At 45.2% G+C, this 25656-nt stretch carries 19 protein-coding genes; 9 read left to right on the top strand and 10 right to left on the bottom strand.

Annotation, left to right across the window (positions count from 1 at the left end; translation table 11 throughout):
- The first annotated feature begins 1 nt into the window (after position 1).
- Complete coding sequence (locus tag R7P72_RS08055) at positions 2-1285, top strand: ABC transporter permease (protein ID WP_054574777.1); 1284 nt, start codon at positions 2-4, stop codon at positions 1283-1285.
- 22 nt (positions 1286-1307) lie between these two features.
- The gene (locus R7P72_RS08050) at positions 1308-2012 is read left to right on the top strand and encodes an ABC transporter ATP-binding protein (protein ID WP_025767247.1); all 705 of its coding nucleotides are present in this window, start codon (positions 1308-1310) and stop codon (positions 2010-2012) included.
- Positions 2013-2078: 66 nt separating this feature from the next.
- Here R7P72_RS08050 and R7P72_RS08045 read toward each other — a convergent pair whose 3' ends face one another.
- Positions 2079-2762: a topoisomerase I gene (locus R7P72_RS08045; RefSeq protein ID WP_042523048.1), complete on the bottom strand. Its 684-nt coding sequence runs from the start codon at positions 2760-2762 to the stop codon at positions 2079-2081.
- Between the two features lie 75 nt (positions 2763-2837).
- On the bottom strand, positions 2838-3755 hold the full coding sequence (locus R7P72_RS08040; RefSeq protein WP_005376731.1) for a leukocidin family pore-forming toxin: 918 nt from the start codon (positions 3753-3755) through the stop codon (positions 2838-2840).
- Between the two features lie 1100 nt (positions 3756-4855).
- On the opposite strand from R7P72_RS08040, the gene R7P72_RS08035 reads away from it, so the two are divergent.
- Positions 4856-5830: a DUF1852 domain-containing protein gene (locus R7P72_RS08035; protein WP_017636059.1), complete on the top strand. Its 975-nt coding sequence runs from the start codon at positions 4856-4858 to the stop codon at positions 5828-5830.
- Positions 5831-5860: 30 nt separating this feature from the next.
- On the top strand, positions 5861-6889 hold the full coding sequence (locus R7P72_RS08030) for a methionine synthase (protein ID WP_005376742.1): 1029 nt from the start codon (positions 5861-5863) through the stop codon (positions 6887-6889).
- Between the two features lie 1387 nt (positions 6890-8276).
- On the opposite strand, the gene R7P72_RS08025 is transcribed toward R7P72_RS08030, so the two are convergent.
- Both R7P72_RS08025 and R7P72_RS08020 read right to left on the bottom strand, forming a co-directional pair.
- The gene (locus tag R7P72_RS08025) at positions 8277-9296 is read right to left on the bottom strand and encodes a DUF2955 domain-containing protein (protein ID WP_005376743.1); all 1020 of its coding nucleotides are present in this window, start codon (positions 9294-9296) and stop codon (positions 8277-8279) included.
- A gap of 9 nt (positions 9297-9305) precedes the next feature.
- Entirely contained in the window at positions 9306-10370 is a 1065-nt protein-coding gene (locus tag R7P72_RS08020; RefSeq protein ID WP_005376744.1) for an HlyD family secretion protein, read from the bottom strand.
- Between the two features lie 99 nt (positions 10371-10469).
- On the opposite strand from R7P72_RS08020, the gene R7P72_RS08015 reads away from it, so the two are divergent.
- Together R7P72_RS08015 and R7P72_RS08010 are read left to right on the top strand one after the other, a co-directional pair.
- On the top strand, positions 10470-11330 hold the full coding sequence (locus R7P72_RS08015; protein ID WP_005376746.1) for a LysR family transcriptional regulator: 861 nt from the start codon (positions 10470-10472) through the stop codon (positions 11328-11330).
- A 150-nt stretch (positions 11331-11480) separates the two neighbouring features.
- Positions 11481-12023 (top strand): hydrolase, encoded by a 543-nt coding sequence (locus R7P72_RS08010; RefSeq protein ID WP_005376747.1) that lies wholly within the window; start codon positions 11481-11483, stop codon positions 12021-12023.
- A 39-nt stretch (positions 12024-12062) separates the two neighbouring features.
- On the opposite strand, the gene R7P72_RS08005 is transcribed toward R7P72_RS08010, so the two are convergent.
- The 3 genes from R7P72_RS08005 to R7P72_RS07995 all read right to left on the bottom strand — a co-directional run bounded on the left by R7P72_RS08005 (position 12063) and on the right by R7P72_RS07995 (position 15027).
- On the bottom strand, positions 12063-12959 hold the full coding sequence (locus tag R7P72_RS08005; protein WP_005376749.1) for a 1-aminocyclopropane-1-carboxylate deaminase/D-cysteine desulfhydrase: 897 nt from the start codon (positions 12957-12959) through the stop codon (positions 12063-12065).
- A 107-nt stretch (positions 12960-13066) separates the two neighbouring features.
- Complete coding sequence (locus R7P72_RS08000) at positions 13067-14353, bottom strand: sensor histidine kinase (protein WP_005376750.1); 1287 nt, start codon at positions 14351-14353, stop codon at positions 13067-13069.
- Positions 14350-15027 carry a response regulator transcription factor gene (locus R7P72_RS07995; protein ID WP_005376751.1) on the bottom strand — a complete coding sequence of 226 codons (678 nt, stop codon included), beginning with the start codon at positions 15025-15027 and terminating at the stop codon, positions 14350-14352. Before R7P72_RS07995 ends, R7P72_RS08000 begins: the two co-directional genes overlap by 4 nt.
- Positions 15028-15179: 152 nt before the next feature.
- Here R7P72_RS07995 and R7P72_RS07990 point away from each other — a divergent pair, with 152 nt between their 5' ends.
- The 3 genes from R7P72_RS07990 to R7P72_RS07980 are packed head-to-tail and all read left to right on the top strand — an operon-like array spanning position 15180 to position 18050.
- The gene (locus tag R7P72_RS07990; protein WP_005376753.1) at positions 15180-16220 is read left to right on the top strand and encodes a glycosyltransferase family 2 protein; all 1041 of its coding nucleotides are present in this window, start codon (positions 15180-15182) and stop codon (positions 16218-16220) included.
- Between the two features lie 2 nt (positions 16221-16222).
- Complete coding sequence (locus R7P72_RS07985; protein WP_005376754.1) at positions 16223-17629, top strand: ArnT family glycosyltransferase; 1407 nt, start codon at positions 16223-16225, stop codon at positions 17627-17629.
- Between the two features lie 4 nt (positions 17630-17633).
- Complete coding sequence (locus R7P72_RS07980; protein ID WP_005376755.1) at positions 17634-18050, top strand: GtrA family protein; 417 nt, start codon at positions 17634-17636, stop codon at positions 18048-18050.
- 134 nt (positions 18051-18184) lie between these two features.
- Here R7P72_RS07980 and R7P72_RS07975 read toward each other — a convergent pair whose 3' ends face one another.
- The 3 genes from R7P72_RS07975 to R7P72_RS07965 form a co-directional block, all read right to left on the bottom strand.
- Positions 18185-19129, bottom strand: a complete 945-nt coding sequence (locus R7P72_RS07975) for a hypothetical protein (RefSeq protein WP_005376756.1) — start codon at positions 19127-19129, stop codon at positions 18185-18187.
- A 3-nt stretch (positions 19130-19132) separates the two neighbouring features.
- Positions 19133-22642 carry a T6SS effector BTH_I2691 family protein gene (locus R7P72_RS07970; RefSeq protein WP_005376758.1) on the bottom strand — a complete coding sequence of 1170 codons (3510 nt, stop codon included), beginning with the start codon at positions 22640-22642 and terminating at the stop codon, positions 19133-19135.
- A 262-nt stretch (positions 22643-22904) separates the two neighbouring features.
- Positions 22905-25238 carry a YgiQ family radical SAM protein gene (locus R7P72_RS07965; protein WP_005376759.1) on the bottom strand — a complete coding sequence of 778 codons (2334 nt, stop codon included), beginning with the start codon at positions 25236-25238 and terminating at the stop codon, positions 22905-22907.
- Positions 25239-25656: the final 418 nt, after the last annotated feature.

Genomic DNA, 25656 nt, shown 5'->3' with positions numbered 1-25656 from the left:
CATGTTGTTACCGATGAGACAAATTTTCCAAGAAATGGCCGCAGAAAAGCTGAGACTGGGTTTGACCATTCTAGCAGTAGCGTGGGCGACCCTTTGTATCGCTGCTATGTTGGCGGTAGGTGAGGGTATTCGTCAGGGCGTATTGAAAACCGCACAAAATGGTAACGGCAACTTGATTTATTTGACCGGAGGGATGGCCACCGTCGACCACGGTGCTTTTCACCAAGGTAAGTTTCTGACACTAAAAATGGACGATTCAGAGGTTGTTCGAGCGTTACCCGATGTAAAAAGCGTTGCGCCAACGGCGAAGTGGAAAGAGCGCATCACCGTTGGTGACAGAAGCTCGTGGCAAGAGCCGTTAGCGGTCACGAGCGAGTTTCAATCCATGACCAATTTGGTGCCGATGGCGGGGGGACGATGGTTAAACCCACTCGATCAAAAAGAGACGCGCAAAGTCGTTGTACTGGGTTATGAACTGGCAGCCGACTTATTCAACCCTAATGAGGACTTTAGTTGGTTTGCGACAGTCACATTGCAAGTCAACCCTGTGGGGAAAAAGGTAAAAATCGGCAATGAGGAGTTCATTGTTGTGGGCGTATTGGAGAAAAACAGCGCCCAAATAGAACTGGGGGATCTTATCAACTATTCCAGCTTTGTGCCGTTAGCGACGTGGAAGCGATTTCATGTCAACGGTGAAATTGGTGGCATCAATGTGCAGCCACAAGCGGATGTAGACCGAGAAGCCTTAGCAAAGACGATCAGGCAAGTGATTGCCCGTAAACACGGGGCAAGTGTCAGTGATGAACAGGTCGTCCAAGTCGATGATATGTTCCTTAAGCAAAAGAGTATGCAGCAGTTTCTGATAGGTTTGCAGAGTTTCCTTGGCATTATCGGCTTCGTGACGTTAGCTGTTGCTGGTGTTGGCATCGCCAATGTGATGTATGCCACCGTAAAGCGATCTACGCGTGATATCGGTGTGCGCATGGCAGTCGGTGCAACACCAACGGCTATTCGCATGCACTATTTAGTACAGTCTTTATTGACAATGATGATGGGGGGGGCGTTTGGGTTAGCCGTTACGTACGCGCTGGTGTCTGCCATCAGTTCCATTCCTTTAGAGGGCAATGCTTTTTATGAACAACTGGGTAAACCTGTCCCTGAGTTGTCGTGGGTCGTTGTCGCGATTGTCATCCTCACCTTAGTGATCATTGGTGTGGCATCTGCATGGTTACCTGCAAACCGAGCCGCAAAAGTCAGCCCGTTGGAGGCGCTACAAAGTGAATAACAACAATAACTCTGGAAAGAACATGTCGAACAAGCCACTTGTTGAGCTGACCAACATCTGCAAATACTACTCAAGCGGAGAGGCGGAAGTTCGCGCGCTAGACGGCGTTGACTTAACCATTAATCAAGGCGAGTTTCTTTCGATTCTTGGCCCGTCCGGTTCAGGCAAATCAACGTTGATGAACATGCTCGGCTGTTTAGACAAGCCCACCGATGGCAAGTACCAACTTGGCGGCCAAAACGTCGCAAGTTTAAGTGCGAATGAGTTGGCTGGCATTCGTAACCAAAAGATCGGGTTTGTCTTCCAAAGCTTTAACTTATTGGAATACGCGACGGCGCTTGATAACGTGGCACTGCCGTTGGTTTACTCTGGCATCAAAGCCAAAGAACGTCGCCAGCGCGCAGCTAAATTGCTAGAGCAAGTCGGGCTAGGGGATCGTTTAGACCATAAACCAAACCAGCTTTCTGGTGGTCAAAAGCAGAGAGTTGCTATCGCCAGAGCCTTGGTCAACGATCCGCAAATCATCTTAGCGGATGAACCAACGGGTGCATTGGATTCAAAATCCGGCGCAGAGATTGAAGCATTGTTCAATCAACTTCACGCTGAAGGCAGAACATTGATCATCGTGACGCACGATAACGCTCTGGCAGAGCGCACTAAACGCATCATCACCATCAAAGACGGCAAGGTAATTTCGGATAGGGTGCCGGTAAGTAGGGAGAAATGAGCTTTTCTTAATTGAGAACTGAGTTTTAAGGGAAATAGCGATACAGAGGCTATCTCCCTTTACTTTTTATTCGCGATGTTCGTTTTGTCTCTCTTTTATCAAGTCATGCTTTTGTTCTTTAAGTAGAGTGATTGCGAGCTTAGTGTCCTCAATCAATTTACTGTTATCGTTGAGATCTTTGCTCTTCAAAGGCAAAACTAGATAATGAATGCTGCCATCTGCATTCTGTACTCCGGTAGCGATGATGACATCACCTTCAGACGCCGTACCAAAATACTCTGATACGACTTTGGTTTCGCTGACACCGTAGCTATCCAAATAGGATGACTCCGTATTGTCAAACAAGATAGGAACCCCTTGCCTAGCTAATGTTCGCAATTGTTTTTGCTTTTGCTCGTCGAATGGATAGTCGGTCGTACTGATGTAACTTACCTGTTCAGCTTCAATAAAATCGTACAGTTCATTGCTCAGTTCATTTAATGGGGCAGATATCCAAGGTGTAGCTGGAATGACGTCGGAAGTATCATCATTGCCACTTTGTGGTGTTGGAGTGGTAACCACCTTTTGAGCAGCATCGCTCTCAGGAGGCGTTACACTTATTGTAGCAGCGTCTTCTGTCTTGATTTGCTCGTCAAGGCTTGCAACAGGTTCGGTCTGGGCATTCTTGTTATTTGAATTAATCAGAAATATGGCGAGTACTGCACCAAGTGCCAGCACCGATCCAGTCAAGAGTTTTTTGTTACTTGTCATGTGTCATGTCTTACCGTTTATTTCATTAGTAAATACGGCGGCCACTTATTTATTCCGTGGCCGCAGGCTAATAAGTTAGTGGTAGAGATCGTCATTCCAAGAGATAGTTACGGCTCGGCTAGTCTCTGTCCATTGACTGCTATCACGATTTTTCTTCCAGGTATTTTCTGGAGTGGTATACCAGCTACACCAGTCGCGACCAAAGTAGTAATTGGTTTTTCGCCAACCAGCAACCAGCTTGACCTCTGATGTATCTAGGCCATCTTGAATGTCATTTTTTCTATATACGACGCCGACTTGTGGTTTAAAGTCTGAACGCATAACGACAGGTAACTCATTGTAATCAATCAAATTACCCATGTCACAACTGGTCCAGCGATACAATAACCAGTCTTTAGCTGGCGTATTATGGCGGATAGTCTTGTTTTCAATTAACCAATTAATGCTTTCGTTAGCTTGGTTAAAATCGGCAACCGTTTGAAACTCTGGCTGGTCGTACGTTACACGGTTGCTCCAGGAGATTCCCCCACTAATATTTGGAGAAGTAGAAGCACTGAATCCAAGGTTAAAATCTAGCGACTCACTGACAGATGCCGTTGCAATGGTGTTTTCTGGAGCATGGCTCATGTGGCGTAAAGGGGCGCCATTTAAATAGCTCAGTGCCAGCTTAAAAGCCGTTGGAACGGTGTAACGGTAATCTCCCCCAGTAGCAAAACCATAGATTTGTTCTTTGTTTGGAACATTAGTCATGTCGAAGCCAGAACCGCCATTTAGGATCAACTTGGCTTCTTTAGCGCCATTTGGTAGCAAAGATTGGTTCCAGACATTTTCTAAAGAATAAATTAAGCGGATTTTTTTCGAGCGTGCATCACCATCATCAAGCTGAAGCAATGTCGAAGTGTAAGATTTCAATGTATCTTCAGCATGTGCTGGTGCTAAAGAACCAAGTAAAGCGAGTGCGATAATACTCGCGGAAAGATGCTGTTTTTCCATTATTTTTTCCTATTAGTCAGCCCATAAAGACTTTTGTTTTAAACCATCTTGATGGGCACTTTATAATTATGGACAGGTTATAAATTCAAGCTCAATAAATGAGCGGTGAAATAGTGCATCTTGTTTTTTATTAAAAAAAGAAAAAGGATAGATTCGTGGGATTAATGTCTCATAGTTTTTAAATTCACCACTCAACTATAATAAATAAGAATTTGGTTATTAAGTCTTGTCTTTTTAAGTTATTGCTTAATTTTAATTTTCTAATGTTGTGTTGAGATTTTCTATTGATAAAAGTTAATTTTATAAATGTTAGCCATGTTATTTTTAGGGTTTTTGTTATACCAAATTAAGTAAAGTATCGTTATGTGGTTATCTCGGGTTTATGGGTTTAATTCAAATTAAAACAGAGGTTTATGTTTTTTTTGTTATTATTTTTTAGAGCTTAATGTAATAGTTTAGTGATAAAGTCCGTCAATGAAGTTGCCATGTTCGTGTATGAAGTTATATGTGCTTTTACAGCAGGAAATTAAACTTTACGTTTAAGATGGTAAAGATAGAAAAAGAAATAAATAAGATTATTAAATAATCATGTTTCGAGAATACAAAATGTAACGTACTTCTAATTAAACGAATGCTTGAATAAACGATGGAGTGTGAAAAGTGCTATTTAAGTTACGCTGTCCTATATTCCAGTTGGTGCCTTGTTCATACAATGCGTTTTCTCGGCTTAAACTGGTTTATGTACTGCTAATCTCTTATCCGTTTCTTAATTACACATATTGGCAATATGCTCGCCAAGTTACGTGTATTGGTGTCAATGAAAAACAGTATCTACGATAGCTCTCTCAGGGTTGGAACTGCCACTATGAATTTCCTTCATGTTCAATGTGAAACAATACCAATATTACTCAACTCGTGAAGCAAGTATAAAAAAAGGACTGCTCTGGTGTTAGGCACTGCGACGGTCGTTTTTTGTACGAACCGTTCGTCGTAAGTGCTGTGCAACCTAACGATTGGGAAAACCAAAAAACAAAAAATGTCCCCATGCACAGAGTTAGGAAAAGTCTGCTTTATCTAAGGAAATAGGATACCAACTCACGATGAATAACGATTTCACATTTGCTATCAAAAGCATTCGCTTTGATGAGAATTACCAACCATCAGACAACACGCGAATCACTACCAACTTTGCTAATCTGGCTCGCGGAAACTACCGCCGAGAGAATCTGCGCAATGCGCTCCGAATGATCGACAATCGTTTTAATGCGTTGGCATATTGGGATAATGCTCAAGGTGACCGCTACTCTGTTGAGCTTGAAATCATCTCCGTTGATATGGATATCCAAGGCAGTGGCGAAGCCTTCCCATCGATTGAAGTGCTCAAAACTAACATTGTTGATCACAACACTAACGAGCGCATCGAAGGCATTGTGGGCAATAACTTCTCTTCATACGTTCGTGATTACGACTTTAGCGTTTTGCTGTTGGACCACAACAAAAACCAGCCACAGTTCAGCATCCCAGCGAACTTCGGTGATTTGCATGGCAAACTGTTCAAAGCTTTCGTTAATTCTGAGTCTTATAAACAGCATTTCAAAAAGCTGCCAGTGATTTGTCTGAGTGTATCGGACAACAAGGTATATCGACGCACCGAAAACCAACATCCTGTTTTGGGCTTTGAATATCAGCCGAACGAATCTTCGTTGACGGAGCAATACTTCAAAAAGATGGGCTTACAGGTGCGCTACTTTATGCCGCCAAACAGTGTTGCACCATTGGCATTCTACTTCTTCGGTGACTTGTTGAACGATTATTCAAACCTAGAGCTTATCAGCACGATAAGCACGATGGAGACATTCCAGAAGATTTACCGACCTGAGATTTACAATGCCAACGCGGTTGCCGGTAATTGCTACCAGCCAAACTTAAAAAACCTAGACCACTCGCTAACTCAAATCGTTTACGACCGAGAAGAGCGCAGCCAACTGGCGATTGAACAAGGGAAATTTGCCGAGGAGCATTTCATCAAACCTTATCAATCTGTGCTTGAACAATGGTCTGCAAATTACGCGTAAAAGATAACGAGAATCTAGAAAGGAATGACGATGAAAACACTATTACCGACTTCAACGGCTGGCAGCTTACCGAAACCTTCTTGGCTGGCCGAACCAGAAAAACTTTGGTCACCGTGGAAACTGCAAGGTGAAGAACTGATTGATGGCAAACGCGATGCGCTACGTGTCGCTTTGCAAGAACAAGAACTGGCAGGCGTTGATATCGTCAGTGATGGCGAGCAAACTCGGCAACATTTTGTGACGACCTTTATTGAGCATTTAAGCGGCGTAGATTTTGAAAACCGCAAAACGGTGACTATTCGCAACCGTTATGAAGCAAGTGTTCCGACTGTGGTTGGCCCAGTAAGCCGCACAAAGCCCGTGTTTGTTGAAGATGCCAAGTTCTTGCGTCAGCAAACTAAGCAACCTATCAAGTGGGCGCTTCCAGGCCCTATGACGATGATCGACACACTTTATGATGATCATTACGGTAGCCGTGAAAAGCTGGCTTGGGAATTTGCAAAAATCCTCAACCAAGAAGCGAAAGAGCTTGAAGCGGCAGGTGTCGATATCATTCAGTTTGATGAGCCTGCGTTTAATGTGTTTTTCGATGATGTGAACGAGTGGGGCATTGCGTGTTTAGAGCGTGCGATTGAAGGGCTGAAATGTGAAACTGCAGTGCACATCTGCTATGGCTACGGCATCAAAGCGAACACGGATTGGAAGCAAACGCTAGGCACTGAATGGCGACAATACGAAGAAGTATTCCCTAAATTGCAGCAGTCAAATATCGATATTATCTCGCTTGAGTGTCATAACTCGCGAGTGCCTATTGAGTTGCTTGAGTTGATTCGCGGTAAGAAGGTGATGGTTGGTGCGATTGATGTCGCTACTAACGAAATTGAAACGCCAGAAGAAGTAGCGAAAACATTGCGAGAGGCGTTGAAGTACGTTGATGCCGACAAGCTTTACCCATGTACCAACTGCGGTATGGCACCTTTGTCTCGTGAAGTATCGACCGCTAAGCTCAATGCGTTAAGTGCGGGTGCGGAGATCATTCGTAAAGAGTTGGTGGGTTGATATTAATACTTAGGCTCCGCGCCATGAACTAAAATTAGGGTCAATCTAGCGAGTTTAAATGAGACTAGGAATCGGTTTACTGCTCGCTAGGAAATAGCGATAACTTCCGCACTTCAAAGCTCTCGGTGGGGAGCTCCTGAATCACGCTCGTCCCTCGCTGTTCAGGATGACGGATGTTGGAAGATATATTGCTCGCCACAACCCTAGGTATTGGAGCAGCTTCAAGATAGGGTCTTTCCGGCGAGTTAAAACGAGACTAGGAATCGGGTTACAGCTCGCTAGGAAATGACGATAACTTTCGCACTTCAAAGTACTCGGTGGGTAGATCCTGAATCACGCTCGTCCCTCGTTGTTCAGGATGACGGATGTTGGAAGATACATTGCTCGCCACAACCCTAGGTATTGGATCTGCTCCAAGAGAGGGTCATTCCAGCGAGTCTAGACGAGACTGGGAATCGGGTTACAGCTCGCTAGGAAATAGCGATAACTTTCGCACTTCAAAGCTCTCGGTGGGTAGATCCTGAATCACGCTCGTCCCTCGCTGTTCAGGATGACGGATGTTGGAAGATACATTGCTCGCCATCCCTCAGGTATTAGAGCAGCTCTAAGGTAGGGTCATTCCAGCGAGTCTAGACGAGACTAGGAATCTGATTACAGCACGCTAGGAAATAGCGATAACTTTCGCACTTCAAAGCACTCGGTGGGTAGATCCTGAATCACGTTCGTCCTTCGCTGTTCAGGATGACGGATGTTAAGAGATACGTTACTCACCTACCCAACTATTTGGCTTGTATTCAAATTTGGGTCATTCCAGCGAGTCTAGACGAGACTAGGAATCTACTAACAACTCACTGGAAAATGGCGATAACCTCAGAACTTCACAGCACTCGGTGAGTCGATCCTGAACCACGCTCGTTCCTCGATGTTCAGGGTGACGGATGTTGGAAGATACGTTACTCACATACCCAATTATTTGGCTTGTATTCAATTTTGGGTCATTCCAGCGAGTTTAAGTGAGACTAGGAATCGGGTTACTGCTCGCTAGGAAATGACGATAACTTTCGCACTTCAAAGCAGTCGGTGAGTAGATCCTGAACCACGCTCGTCCCTCGCTGTTCAGGATGACGGATGTTAAGAGATACGTTACTCACATACCCAACTATTTGGCTTGTATTCAAATTTTGGTCATTCCAGCGAGTCTAGACGAGACTAGGAATCTACTAACAACTCACTGGAAAATGGCGATAACCTTAGAACTTTACAGCACTCGGTGAGTAGATCCTGAACCACGCTCGTTCCTCAATGTTCAGGGTGACCGTTTTAAATAAAAATGCCGCTCACAGTAAAGTGAGCGACATACATTTCCCGTTTCCAGCCTCGGCCAGATTTAATTCAACTCCACGTTCTTCATCTCAGGATGCTTTAGCAATATCACACGAATCCAGTGATGCACCACCCACATCACCATCGCGGTGAGCAGAACAGCAACGAAAATCGAGCTGAAACGGTACAAGATCGAAAAGAACGCGTCTTTTTGTTCTGGCACCAATGAAGTCGTCAGCGGAACCGATAGGGCAGACATGGCAGAAAACGCGATAGCCGCTTTAATTTGTCCCTTGGTGAGCCACAAGCAGAATGGCCCCATCGCAATGGTAAAGGCGAGCCAAAAGAGTAGCCCATGCCCATACCAACTGCCCAATATGAGCTGAACAGCCATCCCTGCGATGCAGCCTAGTGCGGTGCCGATGATGCGAATTTTTGCCATGGCGAGCGAGCCCGCTAAAGTCATTGGGGTTAGGATGATCAAAATGGAAGCTTGTGCGGATAGCGAGTCATATAAGTCTGCTACTTGGAATACGATAAATGCCGCCATCGCCACTACCCAACCCATGGCAACTTGGCTGATGTAGTCAATATCGCTTTTCACGGGGGTCGATATCTCAATGTGTTCGGCGGAGGATTTTGGCTCCGGGAACAACCAATACGCGAATGCGCAAACAAAAATATTGCTGAACGCCATCACCCACATGTTGACGTTGAACTCTTCAATATCCATGAAGTTATAGCTGGCAAAATTCAACACAATTGAACCCACCAACAGCCCCATGTAACCAAACAAATAGGTTTTCTGGTTCATCATTGCAATGCACTTGAACAGCATCATGATTCCGACGGCAACGGTCATTAATGTTGGATGAAACTGCAAGTATTCCAGCAAAAATGTGGCTTGTATGGTTGTCCACACCGCAGAGAAAAACACGATCAATAAAGCCGAAATATTAAAGTTGTCCATTCTGCCCAATATAAACAGCGGCATCATGATGGCAAAAAATCCGTAAGACCAACCGAAGATCATGCTTAGCGCGAGCCCTAAAGAGCAGCCGAACCAAATTCGTAAGGTTTTCATTGTCGCCGCCTAGTAAATGAAGTGGAACCAGCTTGCGAGGTGAATCTGTGCTTGCGCCATCAACTGCCAGAAAATGCTGTTGTCTGGGTACAAAACAATGGTAGCGCGAGAGCCGACAAACAGTGCTGGTGGTAACTCTTCGCTGCTGGTTAGGTTCACTCGTGTACGCTGCGCATCACGTACCCAGCGGTTGTTCACTTCCACTTTGGTCAGTGCGCCATTAGGCGTTTGTTGTGCGGCTGCTACACCGTAATCGCGGCTAGCTAAATCAAAGTCGTACACCGAACCTGGGTTGGCATCAAATGTGACCAAGGCGTGGAAAGTCTTGTCTACGTTCGCGACGGACTTTTCACGAAAATCAGCGGCTACCCAGAGTGATCCTGTTGGTACAAACGTCAGCAATGGCATGTTGGTGTTTGCCATCGTGCCAACTTCTAGTTGCAGGTTGGTCACGACACCATCACTGGGAGCGAGTACCGCGGTATTTGCCAAATCAAGTTGCGCCTTTTCGATGCCGTTTTTGGCAATTCGAACGGCGGTGCTTTGACCTTTTTGATCGCCTAATTGCGCCTCAATGACTTTTAAGTTTTGTCGTTCCGCTTTAAGCGCTGCACGTGATACCTGATTTTGGGCAAAGGCATTATCGAGTGTCGATTGAGAGATGACTTTCTGCTTCGATAGTGTCAGTAAGCGGTTGTACTCGCGGTGTGCATTATCAAATGTCGCTTGTGCGCGGGCAATATTGGCAAGAGCGGCTTCGCGTTGAGAATACAGCGTTGCTTCTTTTTCATAAGCGGATTGCAGAGACAGCTCCGCCTGTTCAAGTGCTATCTTGTATTTACGATCATCAATCGTAAACAACACATCGCCTTTTTGAACGGACTGGTTATTCTCGATGAGAACGTCGGTCACTTTACCAGATACCTCGGGCGCGACTTGGACAACGTATCCTTGTACTCGTCCTTCGGTCGTTAAGGGGGCGTGGCGGTCAGCAATGATAATGTACAAAAATAGTACGATGAACAGGACAATCAAAGTTCGCATCCAGTGTTTAAATTTTTGGTCAGCCGTCATTACAAGTTCCGTTAAACATATTGGATAGCGGATTATAGAGAAGTCACTCACAATTCAGTAGAATGATAATACGAACATGAATGACCTAAAAATAGGACAATGAACGTTAGTTTTGATGATATTTACCTATTCACTCAGACGGTGGTTCACGGCGGTATAAGTGCAGCGGCAGAGGCGAATCAACTACAACGCTCAAAAGTGAGTCGTCGCCTGCAAGAATTAGAGAAATCGCTCGGGGTACAGCTTTTGATCCGCACAACACGCAGCATTGAGTTGACGGAGCACGGGAAACGCTTGTTTGAGTTGGTGGGGCAGCCTATTGACCATATTCAGCAAGGTTTAAATGCCATGCACGAATATCAACAAGAGCTGACGGGCAAGGTGCGTTTAGCCATTCCTTCCGCATTGATGAGCTCTGCCGCGTTTAACGCGATCATCACCGAGTACACAACGCGGTATCCGGAGATTTCGGTCGAGATTGAAAACCATCAAGAGAGTGTCGATCTTAAGCGTCAATCGTTTGATTTACAGCTTCTTCCGAGCGTGGTCAAAGTCACCGATGACAGCTATGTGCAGTTCAGTCTTTTGCCTTATCGTAGTCACTTTGTTGCGTCAAAAGCCTATCTAGAATCGCATCCGCCAGTAAAAACGGTGGAAGATCTTAAGCAGCATCGCCTTTTAACTAATCGTTACAATGCCGATTTGCTCGATTCAGATCTGCATGTGGCGTTGCGCTCGGACGACCTCAACTTGCTGCGCTCGATGGCGATAGCAGGAAACGGCATCGCGTTTATTCCTCAAATTCATTCCAAGCCTGCACTGAGAGACGGTTTGTTGGTCGAGGTGCTGCCTCAATTCGCGCATCCGAAGCAGCATCTTACTCTGATTTATCCCTCGGCCTTATTTCTGCCCAATAAAGTCAAAGCCTTGATTGAACTAATTCGAGAGAAATTTAAATAGTCAGTTCAAACCACCCTTACCTAAGGGCAAATGTGTGAGCGAAGGTCATCTTTCTAGGTTTTATTGCTCTAACATGAAAGGGTTCTGATACATTAACTGTTGCTCAACTTGTTGAGTATGGTTTGTGGTCGCACAAGATAGGAGATGGAAATGTTATCGAAAGGAAACACGGGCCTGATTGTGGTGGATGTTCAGGGCAAACTCGCTACATTAATGCATGAAAGCGACGCACTGATTGAAAATATCACGAAACTGGTAAAGGGTGCCAAAGCACTAGATTTGCCTATTCTGTGGATAGAACAGAATCCAGAAAGGTTGGGCCCAACCGCGGAGCCGATTCGTGAAGTGCTTGAAAGCACGCATTTACCTATTACCAAGTACACGTTTGATGGTTGCAAAGAGGCGACATTTAAGGTCGCGGTGGAGAACGCGAAAGTTGATACCTGGTTGGTTTGCGGTATTGAATCCCACATTTGCGTCTATCAAACCGCGGTTTCTCTGCGCCAGTCCGGTTATCGCGTTGAATTAGTCACGGATTGTGTATCTTCCCGAACCGCTGCCAATAAAGCGCTCGCTCTTGCGAAGTTAACCGCTAACGGTGTGGTGCTCACTGGGCTAGAAATGTGTTTGTATGAAATGGTCGAAGATTGCCGAGCACCTGAATTCAAAGAAATTCTGGCGCTCATCAAATAGTGTAATCACTGGAATCAACAACAACTTTATCTGAACACGCTATTCAAATTCTCGTTGATATCTTGGCAACATCGACTCGTTGCCAAGTAACCCGCCTTGGTGAATGTAAATCACCGTTTTATCTGTGTTCTCTTCCAACCAAGGGGTGAGGCATTGCCACATATACGGGTCGTATAACAGGTCAAATTCGAGGTCGGTTTGCTCAAAGAGTGCTTTCCATGTGATGTAATCTTCTTCGTACAAGCGACCAAAATGGTGTTTGTTGCGGATGGTTAAAATGGTTGGGTGGCTGTTTTCACAGAGCTGGTTGAACTGCTCAGTTAAGTAATCTGCATCGCCTACGCAAGGGCAAGTTAGCACTTCTATGCCGTGTGGGCTTAAATGTTTATGAAGATATAAAGCGGTCGTGCCAGTGCCTGATGGCAGGGCGACGGTAAACTGTTCTTTACCTCTCAATCGCGTCCAATCAAGAATTTCTCGTGCTAACTGTTTGATGCCAGCTTCAGCGAGGTGGGAACGTCCACCCTCTGGAATAAGCAATGTCGACTCATCTAATCTTCGTACCTGGTGGATGTATTCACTAGGGTGGAGTTCGCTACCGATGTCTTGCATGGCGGTGATTTTCATACCCAAATCGAGAGCGCCGCGATAGTTTCCGATGGGGGAGCTTTTTAGCCAAGATGGAATGTGATGAACATAAAACTCAAATGCCCAACCTTTAATCTGGGCGAGAGCCGCTAGCGAATACATCGCGTTGGATTGAGCAGAGCCGTAACTGATGAGGGTTTTGATGTCGCTGTTTTGCGTTTCCATCAACGCCATAAACTTACGTGCTTTGTTCCCAGAAAAGTGAGAATGCAGCATGTCATCACGCTTAAGAAAAAACGTATGACCGTTGAAGTTGTGTTGAGTTATCGGGCTTTCAGAGAGTTTCATGTGACTGCTGACGTGTCCAACCACGCGACCTTGCCGTTAAAAAGGGCGCGTAGTGTAACGCCATTAAACCCAGATAAAAAGTCTGTGTTTCAGTACAACCATTTCGGTTATTCCTGATGCTCTGACGCAAGATCAATCACCGCCTCACAGCCACCTTCTGGATGTGTACCAATCTTAAACTGCCAGCCATAGCGTTGGCACAAATCGTCCACAATCATCAAACCTAATCCGTGCCCATCAGAATGCGGAATGGTTGAAAAGCCTTCACCTTCATCGCGCACCGAGATGGTGTTCTCATCCATATTGATATGAATTGATCCCGATGGTGTCGCGGCGATGCCGTTGCGAATCAGGTTGCCAAGAATAATGGTTAGCACTGCATTGGTCGCGCGCGTTCTTGGGTTGCCGTCTATCTGTACATCAAAGCTAAGTGCTTTCTCATCGGCCTGAGCTTGGCTTTGGAAGATGATTTGGTTGAGTTCTTCTTCGGTGATGTTGCGTACTGGTGAGTCATCTGCATTACGCTCGTAACGCACTAAGCCGAGTAGGGCATCCACCATGGTCGACATCTGCTGCGTTGCATCCTGAATTCGGTTCACTTGGCGGGTCTGGAAATCCGTATTCGCACTTCTCGCCAGTAAGCTGCTTGAGCCTTTCATTACGGTTAACGGTGTACGCAGTTCATGGCTTGCGTATCGTGCAAAGGCTTGCTCACGCTTGATGACTTGGTTGATTTTGTGGCGGTACTCATTCAATTCATCCGCAAGGGTTTGGAACTCTTTGGCCGAGCCCTCGGGCACACTAAAAGTCTGTGTGGCATCGCCTTGGTGGTGATCGAGTTGAGTTTTAAGCGCATTGACGGGTTCAATTAAGCGCTGTGACAAACGCAGCAACAGGCTACCAAACAGGAACACCAGCACGGCGACAATCGATAACACCATAGCGACGACGAGAATGAATTCCTCTGAGGTGATCTCGATTTCATCAATCAAGGAAACCAGAATCACGGGATGTTCAACGCCTTTGTAGGTGTAAGTACTCATGTAAACCATGCGCGAGTATTCACCGTCTTCTACTTCATCAAGAAAGTGCTTTTGACCTATTAGGTATTTTTGGTAGCGCTCGGCAACCAATGAGATGTCGTTGTATGCGGTAGTGAGCAGGTCAAGCTGAATACTGCCTTGCTCTGGATGAGACTGGAAATGTTCAATCGCTTCTTTTTTGTCGACCATAATACGACGCTCGCCCACGCGGTCTTCAGACCAAAGCAGGGAGCCAGTAATCAACAAAAAGCAGAAGATGCCAATCACGACCGACACAAAAGAGAAAAACAGAGCGAGTCGCCCTGTCATACTTTGTGTGCTTTGCGTGCTAGCAAGTAAGCGATTGATCATGCACTTGTCTCCAAGCGGAAGCCAACTTTCGGTACGGTGATCAGCACATGTTGTTCAAATGGCTTATCAAGTTGGTTACGCAGTTGGTAAATGTGGCTTCGCAGAACGTCGTTGTTCGGCTCGTTCTCTTGCCACAGTTGGAAGGCGATTTCTTCACGTGTCACCACGTCTGGCGCGCTTTTCACAAGCATTTCCAGAATGGTGTAAGTGGTAGGGTTTAGCGCCAACAGTTTATTTTGGCGGTAAGCTTTACGCGTTTTTTGGTCGATAGAGACTTCGCCATATTCCAACTTACTCGATGCGACAGTGCCACGGTAACGTCGGATCAGCGCCATCATACGCGCTTCTAGAATATCCAAGTCGAAAGGTTTGGTCAGATAGTCATCGGCGCCGTGTTGGAAGCCTTTGAGCATATCGTCACGGCTATCGAGCGCCGTCAGCATAAGTACCGGTGTGTTGTTGCCCTCGTCGCGAAGTTTATTACACATGGTCAGGCCATCCATGCGTGGCAGCATGAGGTCGAGCAAGATGATGTCGAAGGTGTTTTCCATCGCCAGTTTCAGGCCGAGCTCGCCGTTGTCTGCATAATCGAGTTCCATACCTGCACACTCAAAATAATCGAACAGCATGCCTGCGATTTCTCGATTATCTTCGACTAAAAGTACGCGTTTCATGTATTTCTCTCCAAGTGGGCAGGTGTTCGAAAATAACATTTCGTATTAACCGAACATTATTCACTAAGGACGTGAAAAAGATGTCAATAACATCTCTTTCACATTGATGTTTGTAGACTGGATTCATTCATCGGATTTAGTGGAAGAGTAGCATGTCAACCTTCAACATTCACGCTGTAACCTTTTCAAAGGTGAGCCAACACACTGAGCCTAAAACAGTTTTGTCTGTTGTGGTGCCATTCTTTAACGAGCAAGAAGTCTTGCCTGAATTTCATCGTCGTTTAGCCGCCGTTTTGGATGAAATGCCAGAACGCTGTGAAATCGTCTATGTCGACGACGGTAGCAAAGACGACAGCCTAATGATCGCGCAAAACTTTTCTCAATCTTCTAGCGACGTTCGTTGTATTGCATTAAGCCGTAACTTCGGCAAAGAGTCCGCCATGAGTGCGGGTCTGGAACACTGCCAAGGTGAAGCGGTGATCGTGATTGATGCCGACTTGCAAGACCCGCCGGAGTTGATCCCACAAATGGTATCAAAATGGCGTGAAGGGTATGACGTGGTGAATATGCAGCGCAGCGAACGCCACGGTGAAACTTGGTTCAAACGCTTCTCGGCCGCTTGCTTTTACAAAGTGCTTAATAGCATGGCGAAATTGGATGTGCCGGAGAATGTGGGCGATTTCCGTCTACTGAGCGCAAAAGTGGTTAAACACATCAATGCGCTACCAGAGCGTAACCGATACATGAAAGGCATCTTTTCTTGGCCGGGTTTCAAGCAAGTGACGGTTCAGTTTGAGCGTGACGCTCGTTTCTGTGGTGAGACCAAATGGAACTACCTCAAGTTGATTGGCCTTGCAATGGACGGCATTACCTCGTTTTCCATTCGTCCTTTGCGCTTAGCGACACTTGCCGGTGCATTGGTGGCGTTCAGTGCCTTTATCTATGGCGCATTCATAGTGATGAAAACTGTTGTGTTTGGTGAGCCTGTCACTGGCTACCCATCCATGATGGTCGTCCAACTTGCCTTGGGCGGTGTGCAACTGCTGTCGATTGGCCTTTTGGGCGAATACATTGGCCGCATTTTTGTCGAGACCAAGCAACGTCCTCTTTATCTTGTTCAGTCTGTTTACGAGCAGCCTGCAAAACATCAATCCATCCAAACCATGAAGTTTAAATTGGGAGAAACCGCGTAATCATGAGTATTAATAAAACCCATCTGTGGTTGTTGTTGGCGTTTGCTCTTTTACTTCGTCTTATTTCACTTGCTGCCTACCCTTTGATGGACACCACAGAAGCCCGCTACGGCGAAATGGCGCGTTTAATGGTGGAAACAGGCAATTGGCTTACCCCACAGTTTGATTACGGCGTGCCTTTTTGGGGGAAACCACCCCTGTTCACTTGGATGAGTGCTTACGGCATTGAGCTGTTTGGATTGAATGAATTTGCAGTGCGCGCGCCTCATTGGTTAGCGGGTGTTGCGACGATTGTTTTTGTTGCTTTCATGGCGCATCGCGCTGGCTTTAATGCAGTCATCGCAGCGTTGGTACTGGCGACGTGTGGCATCTTTTCAATTGCGGCGGGTGCAGTGATGACAGACATGGCACTGACATTGGCAATGACCATGGCGATGGTCGGCTTTTACTACTGCTGGCTTGGCAAAGACAACCACAGCCGATTGTGGGGTTATCTCGGTTTCTTTGGCTTGGCTTGCGGGCTGTTAGCAAAAGGTCCGGTGGCGATCGTGATCATGGGCATCGCAGTGTTTCCTTGGCTTGTGATTCAGCATGGTTTCTTCGGTGCCTTCAAAGCCTTGTGGCAGCGTTTTCCAATTGTGTTGGGGTTGGCGCTCATGCTTGCGATTGCTCTACCTTGGTACATCATGGCTGAAATGGCGACGCCTGGATTTATTGATTACTTTATTGTTGGCGAGCACTTTAAGCGTTTTGTTGTCAGCGGTTGGGAAGGGGACCTGTATGGTTCTGCTCATGATCAACCACGTGGGATGATCTGGGTATTCTGGCTACAGTCGGCTGCGCCTTGGTCAATTGTATTGCCTATCTTGGCGTGGAAACGTCGTAAGGTACTCAAAGCCATTGAAACCGATCATCAAGGTTTATTTAGCTTCCTGATGTGTTGGCTGATTTCTCCAATGATCTTGTTCACCATGGCTGGGAATATTCTGCCTGCTTACGTATTACCGGGTGTGCCTGCGTTGGGTATTTTGATTGCAATGCTGGTGGATAAACACGATTTCAAATGGTTGACCGGAACGGCAGCGGTGTTGCCAGCCCTGCTTATGATTGCGATGTTGGTTTTGAATATGGGCAAAGCAGATAGCCGGAGCGACCGTATAATCTTCGCGCAAATTAATGACAACGCTCCGGTCTTTTACATTGGTAAGCGCCCGTTCTCAGGTCAGTTCTATAGTCATGGTCAGGCGAAAAAGCTTGAAGATAAGAATGACTTAAACAATCTGAAGAAATTCCACCTGATTGGTAAATCGCAGCAAGTGGATAGCATGATTCATGAAAATGCGTTGAGTTGTACCAATGAGTTCACAGCAAAATCGAAACGCTCACTCTACACCTGTGTGGTTGGATAACGGAATGCGCAAATTACCAAAATTTGCTTCGCTGGAAAGGTTTGCTTCGTTAACAAGGTTTGCTCTGGTAGGTGGTGTCGGCTTTATGGTCGACACCATTATCTTTTCTGTGTTGTTCCATTGGCTTGGTCTGGAGTTGATGCTGGCTCGTGGGATAGCATTTTTGTTTGCGGCAACCACGACTTGGCTTGGCAATCGCTGGCTGACTTTCTCTCAAGCAGAAAAAACCAACCCTTTCGCTCAATGGCAAAAATTTATGGCGAGTGCCTGTATCAGTGCTTTGCCGAACTTTATTGTGTTCAAAGGCGTAACGCTCTCGTTAGGGACGCAAGGAGTGATGGTCTATTTGGCTTTGATCTTAGGCATATTGGTAGGCATGGTGAGTAACTATTTACTCAGTGCAAAATGGGTGTTTAGTTGAGGATAGAAAGGTTCGGGCTTACTATCCTATCCTCGAGTTAAAAATTCGTTATTTGAACCAATTTTTCTTTTTGTACATCAGAGTAAATCTAAAGCTTTTCATGGGGGGATGTAAAAAGGTAAACAAGCCAAGGTTTATACCTTGGCTGCCGTTAGTTCAGATTTTGATTGTTCGATTTCAGACTCGGTTTGCCACTTGCCGTTATATAGGTACTCTCGCTCTGGGAGCGGGGCATTTGACGCCCTTAAATCAAATACCTCATCGGTTTGATATTCTTTATAACAAACTGGCGTACCAAACAGTCTAGCCTCTGGCTTAGCTTCAAATAGCTTTTTGTGGTCGGCGACTTCTGTACAGTCAAGCTTATATTCCGTGGCTAGCTGATTGACCATAGACTCTAAGTCAGACACGGTTTTGAAAAATACGTAATAGTGGAATCGGTTGTGTAAGCGTGAAATCTTAGTATGTTCTATATTAATATATTCGCATGTGTCATGCTTAAAAAAGAACTTAATTACTTTTCTTTTCTTATTGTAATCAGCAAAGAGCCAGTCTTCACGTTCTCCGACCCTCACTTCTGTTGGTTCATCAGGCTGACGTTTAAGCATACCAAATGAAACCAATATAAAGCCACCGGCTCCGACAAGAACCATCGGTCCAGCAACTCCAACCATCACGACACAAACTATTGCTCCAATCCAGCCCATGACTTGAGCCGCGGAGTTTACCCAATTCGGTAAATTACGTCGTTTTTTTATGACTAACCCGCGATCGGAGAAGGTGTAATCATACCGATTGTCCAAACCAAATGTCAGATAAGACACACCAGACATGATTATCGTCAGCCCCGATAAAATGTAAGTTAAGATCATTTCACTACTATCATGTAGGAAATAGGTAAGGAAAAATAATGGACTGACAGCAGCTATAGCAATTGATAGGTATAAGTATCGAAAAGGCTCTTCAATATCGTGCTTATGCCAGACTGTCAGATTCATCCCGTTAAGAATTTTTTGCTCCTGCTCTTCTTGGTATGCTGAAAATTCTTCTGGGGTAATATAGAAAGGTAAATAAGCCAAAGGTTACTCCTGTAAGCTAAGTTCACTATTAATCGAAGATAATGAACTTCTGATCGTTGCTTGTTTGGTATTGTCTGAAATTGCTGTATAAGTTGCACGCTGTTTTGCATTATTTTGGAACCAGTACTTACGGTTAAATTCGCTCTTCTCATCAAGAATGTATTCTATCTCAAATGCTAAATATTTAGCCGAGTCTTTCATTGGTAAAGTCAATTTATAGACACTTTGAGAATCTGAGGAATCTGTTGAACTATCCAACGTTTCTAGATCTACTCCAGTGTGCCAAGCTCCCGACCCCAGTCCTCCCTCTGTTACAGAAGTATTTGTCCGAAGTTTTATTCCATCTCTTGCTGTATTGGTGGGAACTTGGATATGTAGCTCAATACCAAACAATTCTTGTTTTGCTGCCGGATACTGTGTTGTTGAATTCGGAACGGTACGCATCAATGGTATTTGGCAGATCAAAGGTTTATCCATTATGGTTTTTAACTCAAAAAGAGCCTCTTGCACTAAAGAGGAATTATGCTTTTCTCTCTCTACCAAGCTTGAGGATTGACTCCACAGGGCTTTATCTGGGTGATAGCCCCAAGGAAGTTTATCTAACCACTTTTGATAATCATCTTGTTTAAGTTTACTCATTATATGATTACTAAGAAGGTAAACTGCAGTAAGGCCCATAATGACAAACATGATCGGACCTCCAAACAGAATATTTGCAGACCAAATCCCAGTTAATCCACCGATAGCTTGAAACCCACCTACAAGTGTCAATCCAACTAAAGATGCAAAGTTGAAGTATTCGACAACTCTTGCGCTCCCATGTAAACCGTCTATGTTCTTCCATGAACGATAGGCCTCTATACCCGAAGCAAGAGCTCCAATAACTCCGGTCACAGCTAGCCATTTATTGAATACCTTTAAGTCATCAAGGATCAAGTTATCAAAACCACGGGCATTATTATTTACTAACTCTTTTAATGCTTTATATGAATGTGACCTTAACCGAGGATCACCCTTCACACTATCCCATAATTTACCCGTGCGAATCCCCGTCCAAGCGTTGGCTGTATATAAAAGCTTTTGCTGGATATCTAAAAATTCATCTGAGGACATTAACCCAGTGTCTTGGATACTACTCATGGCATCACCAAGCGCGATGCAGTTAAATACTAATGCCATAAAGCCTAGACCACCGGCATTCTCGAACAGTTTATTCAAATCATTGAGCTTATTCATAGCGATCCGCGTTCTAAGCTCGATGGTTCTTTGAGGTAGATCATCAGGTAACTCAATGTACTGTGGGTACTCCAATGTAGCTACAGCGAGTGCCTTCTTAATTCTCTTTTTATTTTTTAAAGCTGTTGTGTATTTAGAGTCGGCTTTGCGGTTGTTTTTCTGGAAGTCAGCAATGACCGCATCGTTTTTCTTGAGCTCACTTGGGTAATCATTTACGCGTGTTTTCCATTTTTTAAAATCGCGAGCGTAGCTTTCATTTACAGTAACAGGCATATTGTGTGCCATATGTTCTGCAATAACGGCAAATAAATAATAGCTATGACGGTTCAGAGGTTTAGCGAAAACAGGCATCAGCGAAATTGATACTTGTGAGGTCATGCTAACACCAAACTCTACAACGCCTTTTGCAAGCGCACCTATTGCAGATTTAAAAATAATATCCAGCTCTTGGAAACCTTTGGCGATATCTTTGAGAAAGGCTGTTTCCGCAGTGTTTGGGTTGGAAACAAAGTCCATGATCTTAGAGTACATATTCACGCGGTTGCCGGTATCAGATATCTGGTCCATCAACTGATTATCAGGATCAGGGTTTTCTGAGACGATCGACTGTTCATCAAGCGCCTCTGTAATATTCTTCTCCATCACTTTAAATAAACTACGACTAAACCCAGAGGCATAGAGAGCAAGTAAACTGGTTGGTTTCTCCCATTGGCTTTCAGCCCATTGGCGGTCTTCTTCTTGTATCACCAGAGTAAATGACTCAACCGCTTGCTTGTGCAGTTGATACAAGCTGTACTGCGTGTCTTCGCTGTATAGGTCGAAGGTTCTTTCGAGATGATGCGGCGTTAAGGACTCCATTACTGCGATAAAGTCGCGTTTGACCGAAACCACTTGGGTTAGCATGTTTTCTTTTTGTTCTGACAGCTCTTTCATCTCGCTCAGCATTTGCTTCCAGTTGAGCTGCTGACGCCAGCGTTCAGTCGCTATCCATTGTTCGTATTTACCAAATCGGTTTGCTGAAATGCCATATTTTTTCTGTATGGCCTCTGCTATTTCTGAAGTGGACTTTTGGTAATCATCGATAGCTTGCTGGGAAAATGAAGACGGCATTCCTTTGATGATAGCTGCTTGAGATTCACTGGTAATGTCAACCATTGTTGAGTTGTCATAGTAATCCGCCATGTCCATATAGAATTCAAGCTCTTGGTTTTTGCGCTTTACTCCTGTAGGCATGTCTATATTGTCGCTTGCCCCGAACATGCACAGCTGCATGGCGGTCTGCATCAAGTTCCACTGGTTTGAAAACTGGTCAGTGAAAAGGCGGTAAGGGCTTGCGGCACCAACAAAATGCAGTGACATATCTTGAATGTCTGCGGCGTAATCTTTTATCGCGACGAAGTAGCCTGACTCTTCTTCTGGAATCGCAGAGGTTAAGTCACTCTCGGCTGCGACAGGTTTAAAGACGGAACCATATTCATCGGCTTTGGTTGTGATGCCAGAATCCGCAAAGCGACCATCATCGACGGCAGAAGATTCAATATCAGCGACTTGGGTTAACTTATCTATTGATGCAATGTTGTGCTGGTTCTCGTTTGAGGACAGAACAATGGTTTGCATGCGATCGATATGATTACTCGGATTGTTAAGTACGCGCATGAACGTGTGCCATGTCCAGCGGTGCTCAGAGAAGCAAATCGATAGTACGCTTCCGTTGACGTAAGTAAGAAAGGGCTTTGCATCTTGTGGTGTCCCACGCTGCTCTGATTTTGGGCTTTCTGATTCTCCCAACTTATAGAGCGTGAATTGCGTTCCTTTGATTTCGTATTCGTCTAAGCTTTTGTTGATTGCATCATAGACATACAGCCAACCGTCGCGCAGTTGACGCAGGGTGTAACCAACGGTATTGAGTTTGGCTGGGCCTTGGCCTTTCCATTCTTCAGGCAAACCAAAAGGTTGTGTCTCTTCTGTTTCTAGCTGATCGATGGCATAGCGGACTGGGATAAAGTGCGCAGGTGATGCTTCCGTTGCTTCTTTCTCAGTTTTTAAATTGAGAGGCTCTGGTTCAGACGGCGGTGGCGGATCGATTTTTTTTGTTTCTCCCTCCCAAAACATACTGCGCTCTGGGGGGGAGCCAGCAAGATCATCGGATTCCGTGGTTGGAACGATATTCAGCGATTTCAGTGTACCATCGCTTTCAAATGCCTGAACGGCCTCCTCATAGGTATAGCTGTTGTCATACCAGAACATAGAAGTTTTTGGAGGAAGTGGATTATTCATCGTTAGCCCATGTTTAAGAGTTTTACTCTGTTACGCAAATATCGCACCAAAATAAAGCAATTAAAAATCAATGAGTTATGTTTTTATGGTTTTGCTTCAATCAAATAATTGTTTGTTTTTCCAATAAGTTGGTTGGTGTTTACCATTTTTTGTATTGATTGAATCAAAGTTTGAGTTATTAGTGATGCCTCAATGAGCCGACAAAACAAAAGGGCTCCAGAGTTAACTCTGGAGCCCTTTCTAGTATTTAAGCTCTAAATAATTAGCGACGCTTTGGTTTACGTTGACCAGCTGGTTTGCCTTGTCCTTGTGGGCGACCTTGGCCTTGCGGCTTGCTACCTGCCGGGCGGTTTGCACCGTTGCCGCTAGGACGTTGGCCGTTGCTTGCAGGGTGTTGACCACCTGTAGCTTTACCCGAACCGTTACGGTTGCCAGATGGTTTACCATCTTTTGAACCGCCTTCAGAGCGTTTGTTCAAATGACCACCGAAGCCTGGTTGGTTTTTGGTATGTTTGGTTGCAAAGCGGTTTGCCCCGTGACGACCAGATTTACGACGTTGCGCAGGTGTTTGTGCTTCAATGTCTTCTGCAGGAACGAGACAGCCTTGTTTGTCACCAATCAAATGTTTTTTACCCATACTGACTAGGGCTTCACGGATCATTGGCCAGTTTGCTGGATCGTGATAACGCAACAGCGCTTTATGTAGGCGACGTTGACGTTCACCTTTTGCTACAGGTACATCTTCACGTTTTTTGTACTTCACGCGTTTCAGAGGGTTTGTCTCTGAGTAGTACATCGACGTTGCGTTACACATTGGCGAAGGGTAGAAGTTTTGTACTTGGTCACATTCGAAGTTGTTCTTTTTGAGCCACAGAGCAAGGTTCAGCATGTCTTCGTCTTCTGTGCCTGGGTGCGCAGAGATAAAATAAGGGATTAAGTACTGCTTCTTGCCTGCTTCTGCACTGTATTTCTCGAACATCTCTTTAAAGCGATCGTACGTACCCATGCCTGGCTTCATCATTAGATCAAGAGGACCTTTCTCTGTATGTTCCGGTGCAATCTTCAAGTAACCGCCTACGTGGTGAGTCACGAGCTCTTTCACGTATTCTGGTGATTCAATCGCAAGGTCGTAACGTACGCCAGATGCAACCATCACTTTCTTCACGCCTTCAACTTTACGCGCTTCGCGGTATAAATCGATCGTGTGTTTGTGGTCTGTGTTTAGCTTGTTACAGATGCCCGGGAATACACAAGAAGGACGACGACAGTTCGCTTCCGCTTTTGGATCTTTACAGCCCAGGCGGTACATGTTTGCAGTCGGGCCACCAAGATCGGAAATTGTGCCGGTAAAGCCTGGAACTTTGTCGCGAATTTCTTCAATCTCGTTGATGATAGACTCTTTCGAACGGTTTTGAATGATTCGACCTTCATGCTCGGTAATCGAACAGAAAGAACAGCCACCAAAGCAACCACGCATGATGTTTACAGACGTCTTGATCATGTCGTACGCAGGAATTTTTGCTTTCCCGTACATAGGGTGAGGGACACGCGCGTAAGGCAGGCCAAACACAAAGTCCATCTCTTCGGTCGTCAATGGAATTGGAGCTTGGTTTACCCAAAGTTCACGATCACCATGGCTTTGAAGTAACGCTCGACCAGAGTACGGGTTCGTTTCTAGATGCAATACACGGCTTGCATGCGCATAAAGAATACGATCGTTTCTTAGCTTTTCAAACGAAGGTAAACGGACCGCAGTCGTCGCAGCATCGTGGCGTGATGGGCGAATCGTGATTGGTTGTGCAACAGGCTCATCTTTTTTAGTTTCACACTGAGTTTCTACTTCGTATGGGTTCTTTGGTACGAACGCTTCTTTACGAGGTTTTTCAATGCGAGAAGAATCAATAACCGTGTAGCCTTCTGGCGCCGCTGGCAAGTTCACGGCAGTACCACGAATATTGGTCATGGTGCTGATGCCTTCGCCGTTTGCGATGCGATGTGCTACTTCGACAAGTGCGCGCTCTGCGTTACCAAAAAGTAGGATGTCTGCTTTTGCATCAAACAGTACAGAACGGCGAACTTTATCTGACCAGTAATCGTAGTGCGCAACACGGCGTAGGCTAGCTTCGATACCACCTAAAACAATAGGTACTTCTTTGTATGCCTCACGACAACGTTGAGAGTAAACCAACGTTGCTCGGTCTGGGCGTTTACCACCTTCGTTATTCGGTGTGTACGCGTCATCGTGACGAAGCTTTTTATCCGCGGTGTAACGGTTGATCATGGAGTCCATGTTACCCGCAGTGATCCCGAAGAACAGATTTGGCTTACCAAGTTGCATGAACGCATCTTTATTTTGCCATTCTGGTTGAGCAATGATACCGACACGGAAACCTTGTGCTTCTAGCAGGCGGCCAATGATAGCCATACCAAAGCTTGGGTGATCCACATAAGCGTCACCGGTTACAATGATAATGTCACAGCTATCCCATCCTAGGGCATCCATTTCTTTGCGACTGGTCGGCAAGAAAGGTGCCGTACCAAAACACTCTGCCCAGTATTTTTTGTACTCATGAATAGGAGTGATGTTATTGGTCATATTTTGCTCTCTGTTCCAGGGAGCGCGAATTATAGCGATTTGATTATCAGGTATCTATAACAAACTCATCTATTCAAGCTTAGTTCATCGAGTTTTATTTGGTTTGTAAAAATATCAATGCTCTATCGGCGATTTTCTGTCTAATTTCACCTTGAAAGCCTCATGGTTATAGATCGGTTCATGAAAAATGTCGCAATCTTAATACAAAGAATAAGCAATGGTGTGCTTATGTGGGGTAAAGCCTATAATCAAATTAGTGCATATTAAATGCAAAAGGCTGAGCTGCTCTGGAAATAGTTCTAAGTCGATAGGCTTATCGTTGACACAATCCATCTATAAAGAGGATCGGCAGGTCCCAACTGGAATGTCGCGAATTGACTGTGAATTTTGAGCCTTGGGCTAATTACAAAAAAAGGGG

Origin of the sequence: Vibrio sp. Vb0888 (genome assembly GCF_033338835.1) — a bacterium.
Taxonomy (GTDB): domain Bacteria; phylum Pseudomonadota; class Gammaproteobacteria; order Enterobacterales; family Vibrionaceae; genus Vibrio; species Vibrio alginolyticus.
This window is presented reverse-complemented; position numbering and strand designations above follow the sequence as displayed.

Excerpts from the sequence above, each read along its gene's own strand:
- R7P72_RS07965 (WP_005376759.1), bottom strand. The coding sequence starts at position 25,238 with ATGACCAATAACATCACTCCTATTCATGAGTACAAAAAATACTGGGCA.
- R7P72_RS07985 (WP_005376754.1), top strand. The coding sequence starts at position 16,223 with ATGAGTATTAATAAAACCCATCTGTGGTTGTTGTTGGCGTTTGCTCTT.
- R7P72_RS08050 (WP_025767247.1), top strand. The coding sequence starts at position 1,308 with ATGTCGAACAAGCCACTTGTTGAGCTGACCAACATCTGCAAATACTAC.
- R7P72_RS07980 (WP_005376755.1), top strand. The coding sequence starts at position 17,634 with ATGCGCAAATTACCAAAATTTGCTTCGCTGGAAAGGTTTGCTTCGTTA.
- R7P72_RS07995 (WP_005376751.1), bottom strand. The coding sequence starts at position 15,027 with ATGAAACGCGTACTTTTAGTCGAAGATAATCGAGAAATCGCAGGCATG.
- R7P72_RS08010 (WP_005376747.1), top strand. The coding sequence starts at position 11,481 with ATGTTATCGAAAGGAAACACGGGCCTGATTGTGGTGGATGTTCAGGGC.
- R7P72_RS08025 (WP_005376743.1), bottom strand. The coding sequence starts at position 9,296 with ATGAAAACCTTACGAATTTGGTTCGGCTGCTCTTTAGGGCTCGCGCTA.
- R7P72_RS08000 (WP_005376750.1), bottom strand. The coding sequence starts at position 14,353 with ATGATCAATCGCTTACTTGCTAGCACGCAAAGCACACAAAGTATGACA.
- R7P72_RS08005 (WP_005376749.1), bottom strand. The coding sequence starts at position 12,959 with ATGAAACTCTCTGAAAGCCCGATAACTCAACACAACTTCAACGGTCAT.
- R7P72_RS08020 (WP_005376744.1), bottom strand. The coding sequence starts at position 10,370 with ATGACGGCTGACCAAAAATTTAAACACTGGATGCGAACTTTGATTGTC.
- R7P72_RS08045 (WP_042523048.1), bottom strand. The coding sequence starts at position 2,762 with ATGACAAGTAACAAAAAACTCTTGACTGGATCGGTGCTGGCACTTGGT.
- R7P72_RS07970 (WP_005376758.1), bottom strand. The coding sequence starts at position 22,642 with ATGAATAATCCACTTCCTCCAAAAACTTCTATGTTCTGGTATGACAAC.
- R7P72_RS08055 (WP_054574777.1), top strand. The coding sequence starts at position 2 with ATGTTGTTACCGATGAGACAAATTTTCCAAGAAATGGCCGCAGAAAAG.
- R7P72_RS08035 (WP_017636059.1), top strand. The coding sequence starts at position 4,856 with ATGAATAACGATTTCACATTTGCTATCAAAAGCATTCGCTTTGATGAG.
- R7P72_RS08015 (WP_005376746.1), top strand. The coding sequence starts at position 10,470 with ATGAACGTTAGTTTTGATGATATTTACCTATTCACTCAGACGGTGGTT.
- R7P72_RS07990 (WP_005376753.1), top strand. The coding sequence starts at position 15,180 with ATGTCAACCTTCAACATTCACGCTGTAACCTTTTCAAAGGTGAGCCAA.
- R7P72_RS08040 (WP_005376731.1), bottom strand. The coding sequence starts at position 3,755 with ATGGAAAAACAGCATCTTTCCGCGAGTATTATCGCACTCGCTTTACTT.
- R7P72_RS08030 (WP_005376742.1), top strand. The coding sequence starts at position 5,861 with ATGAAAACACTATTACCGACTTCAACGGCTGGCAGCTTACCGAAACCT.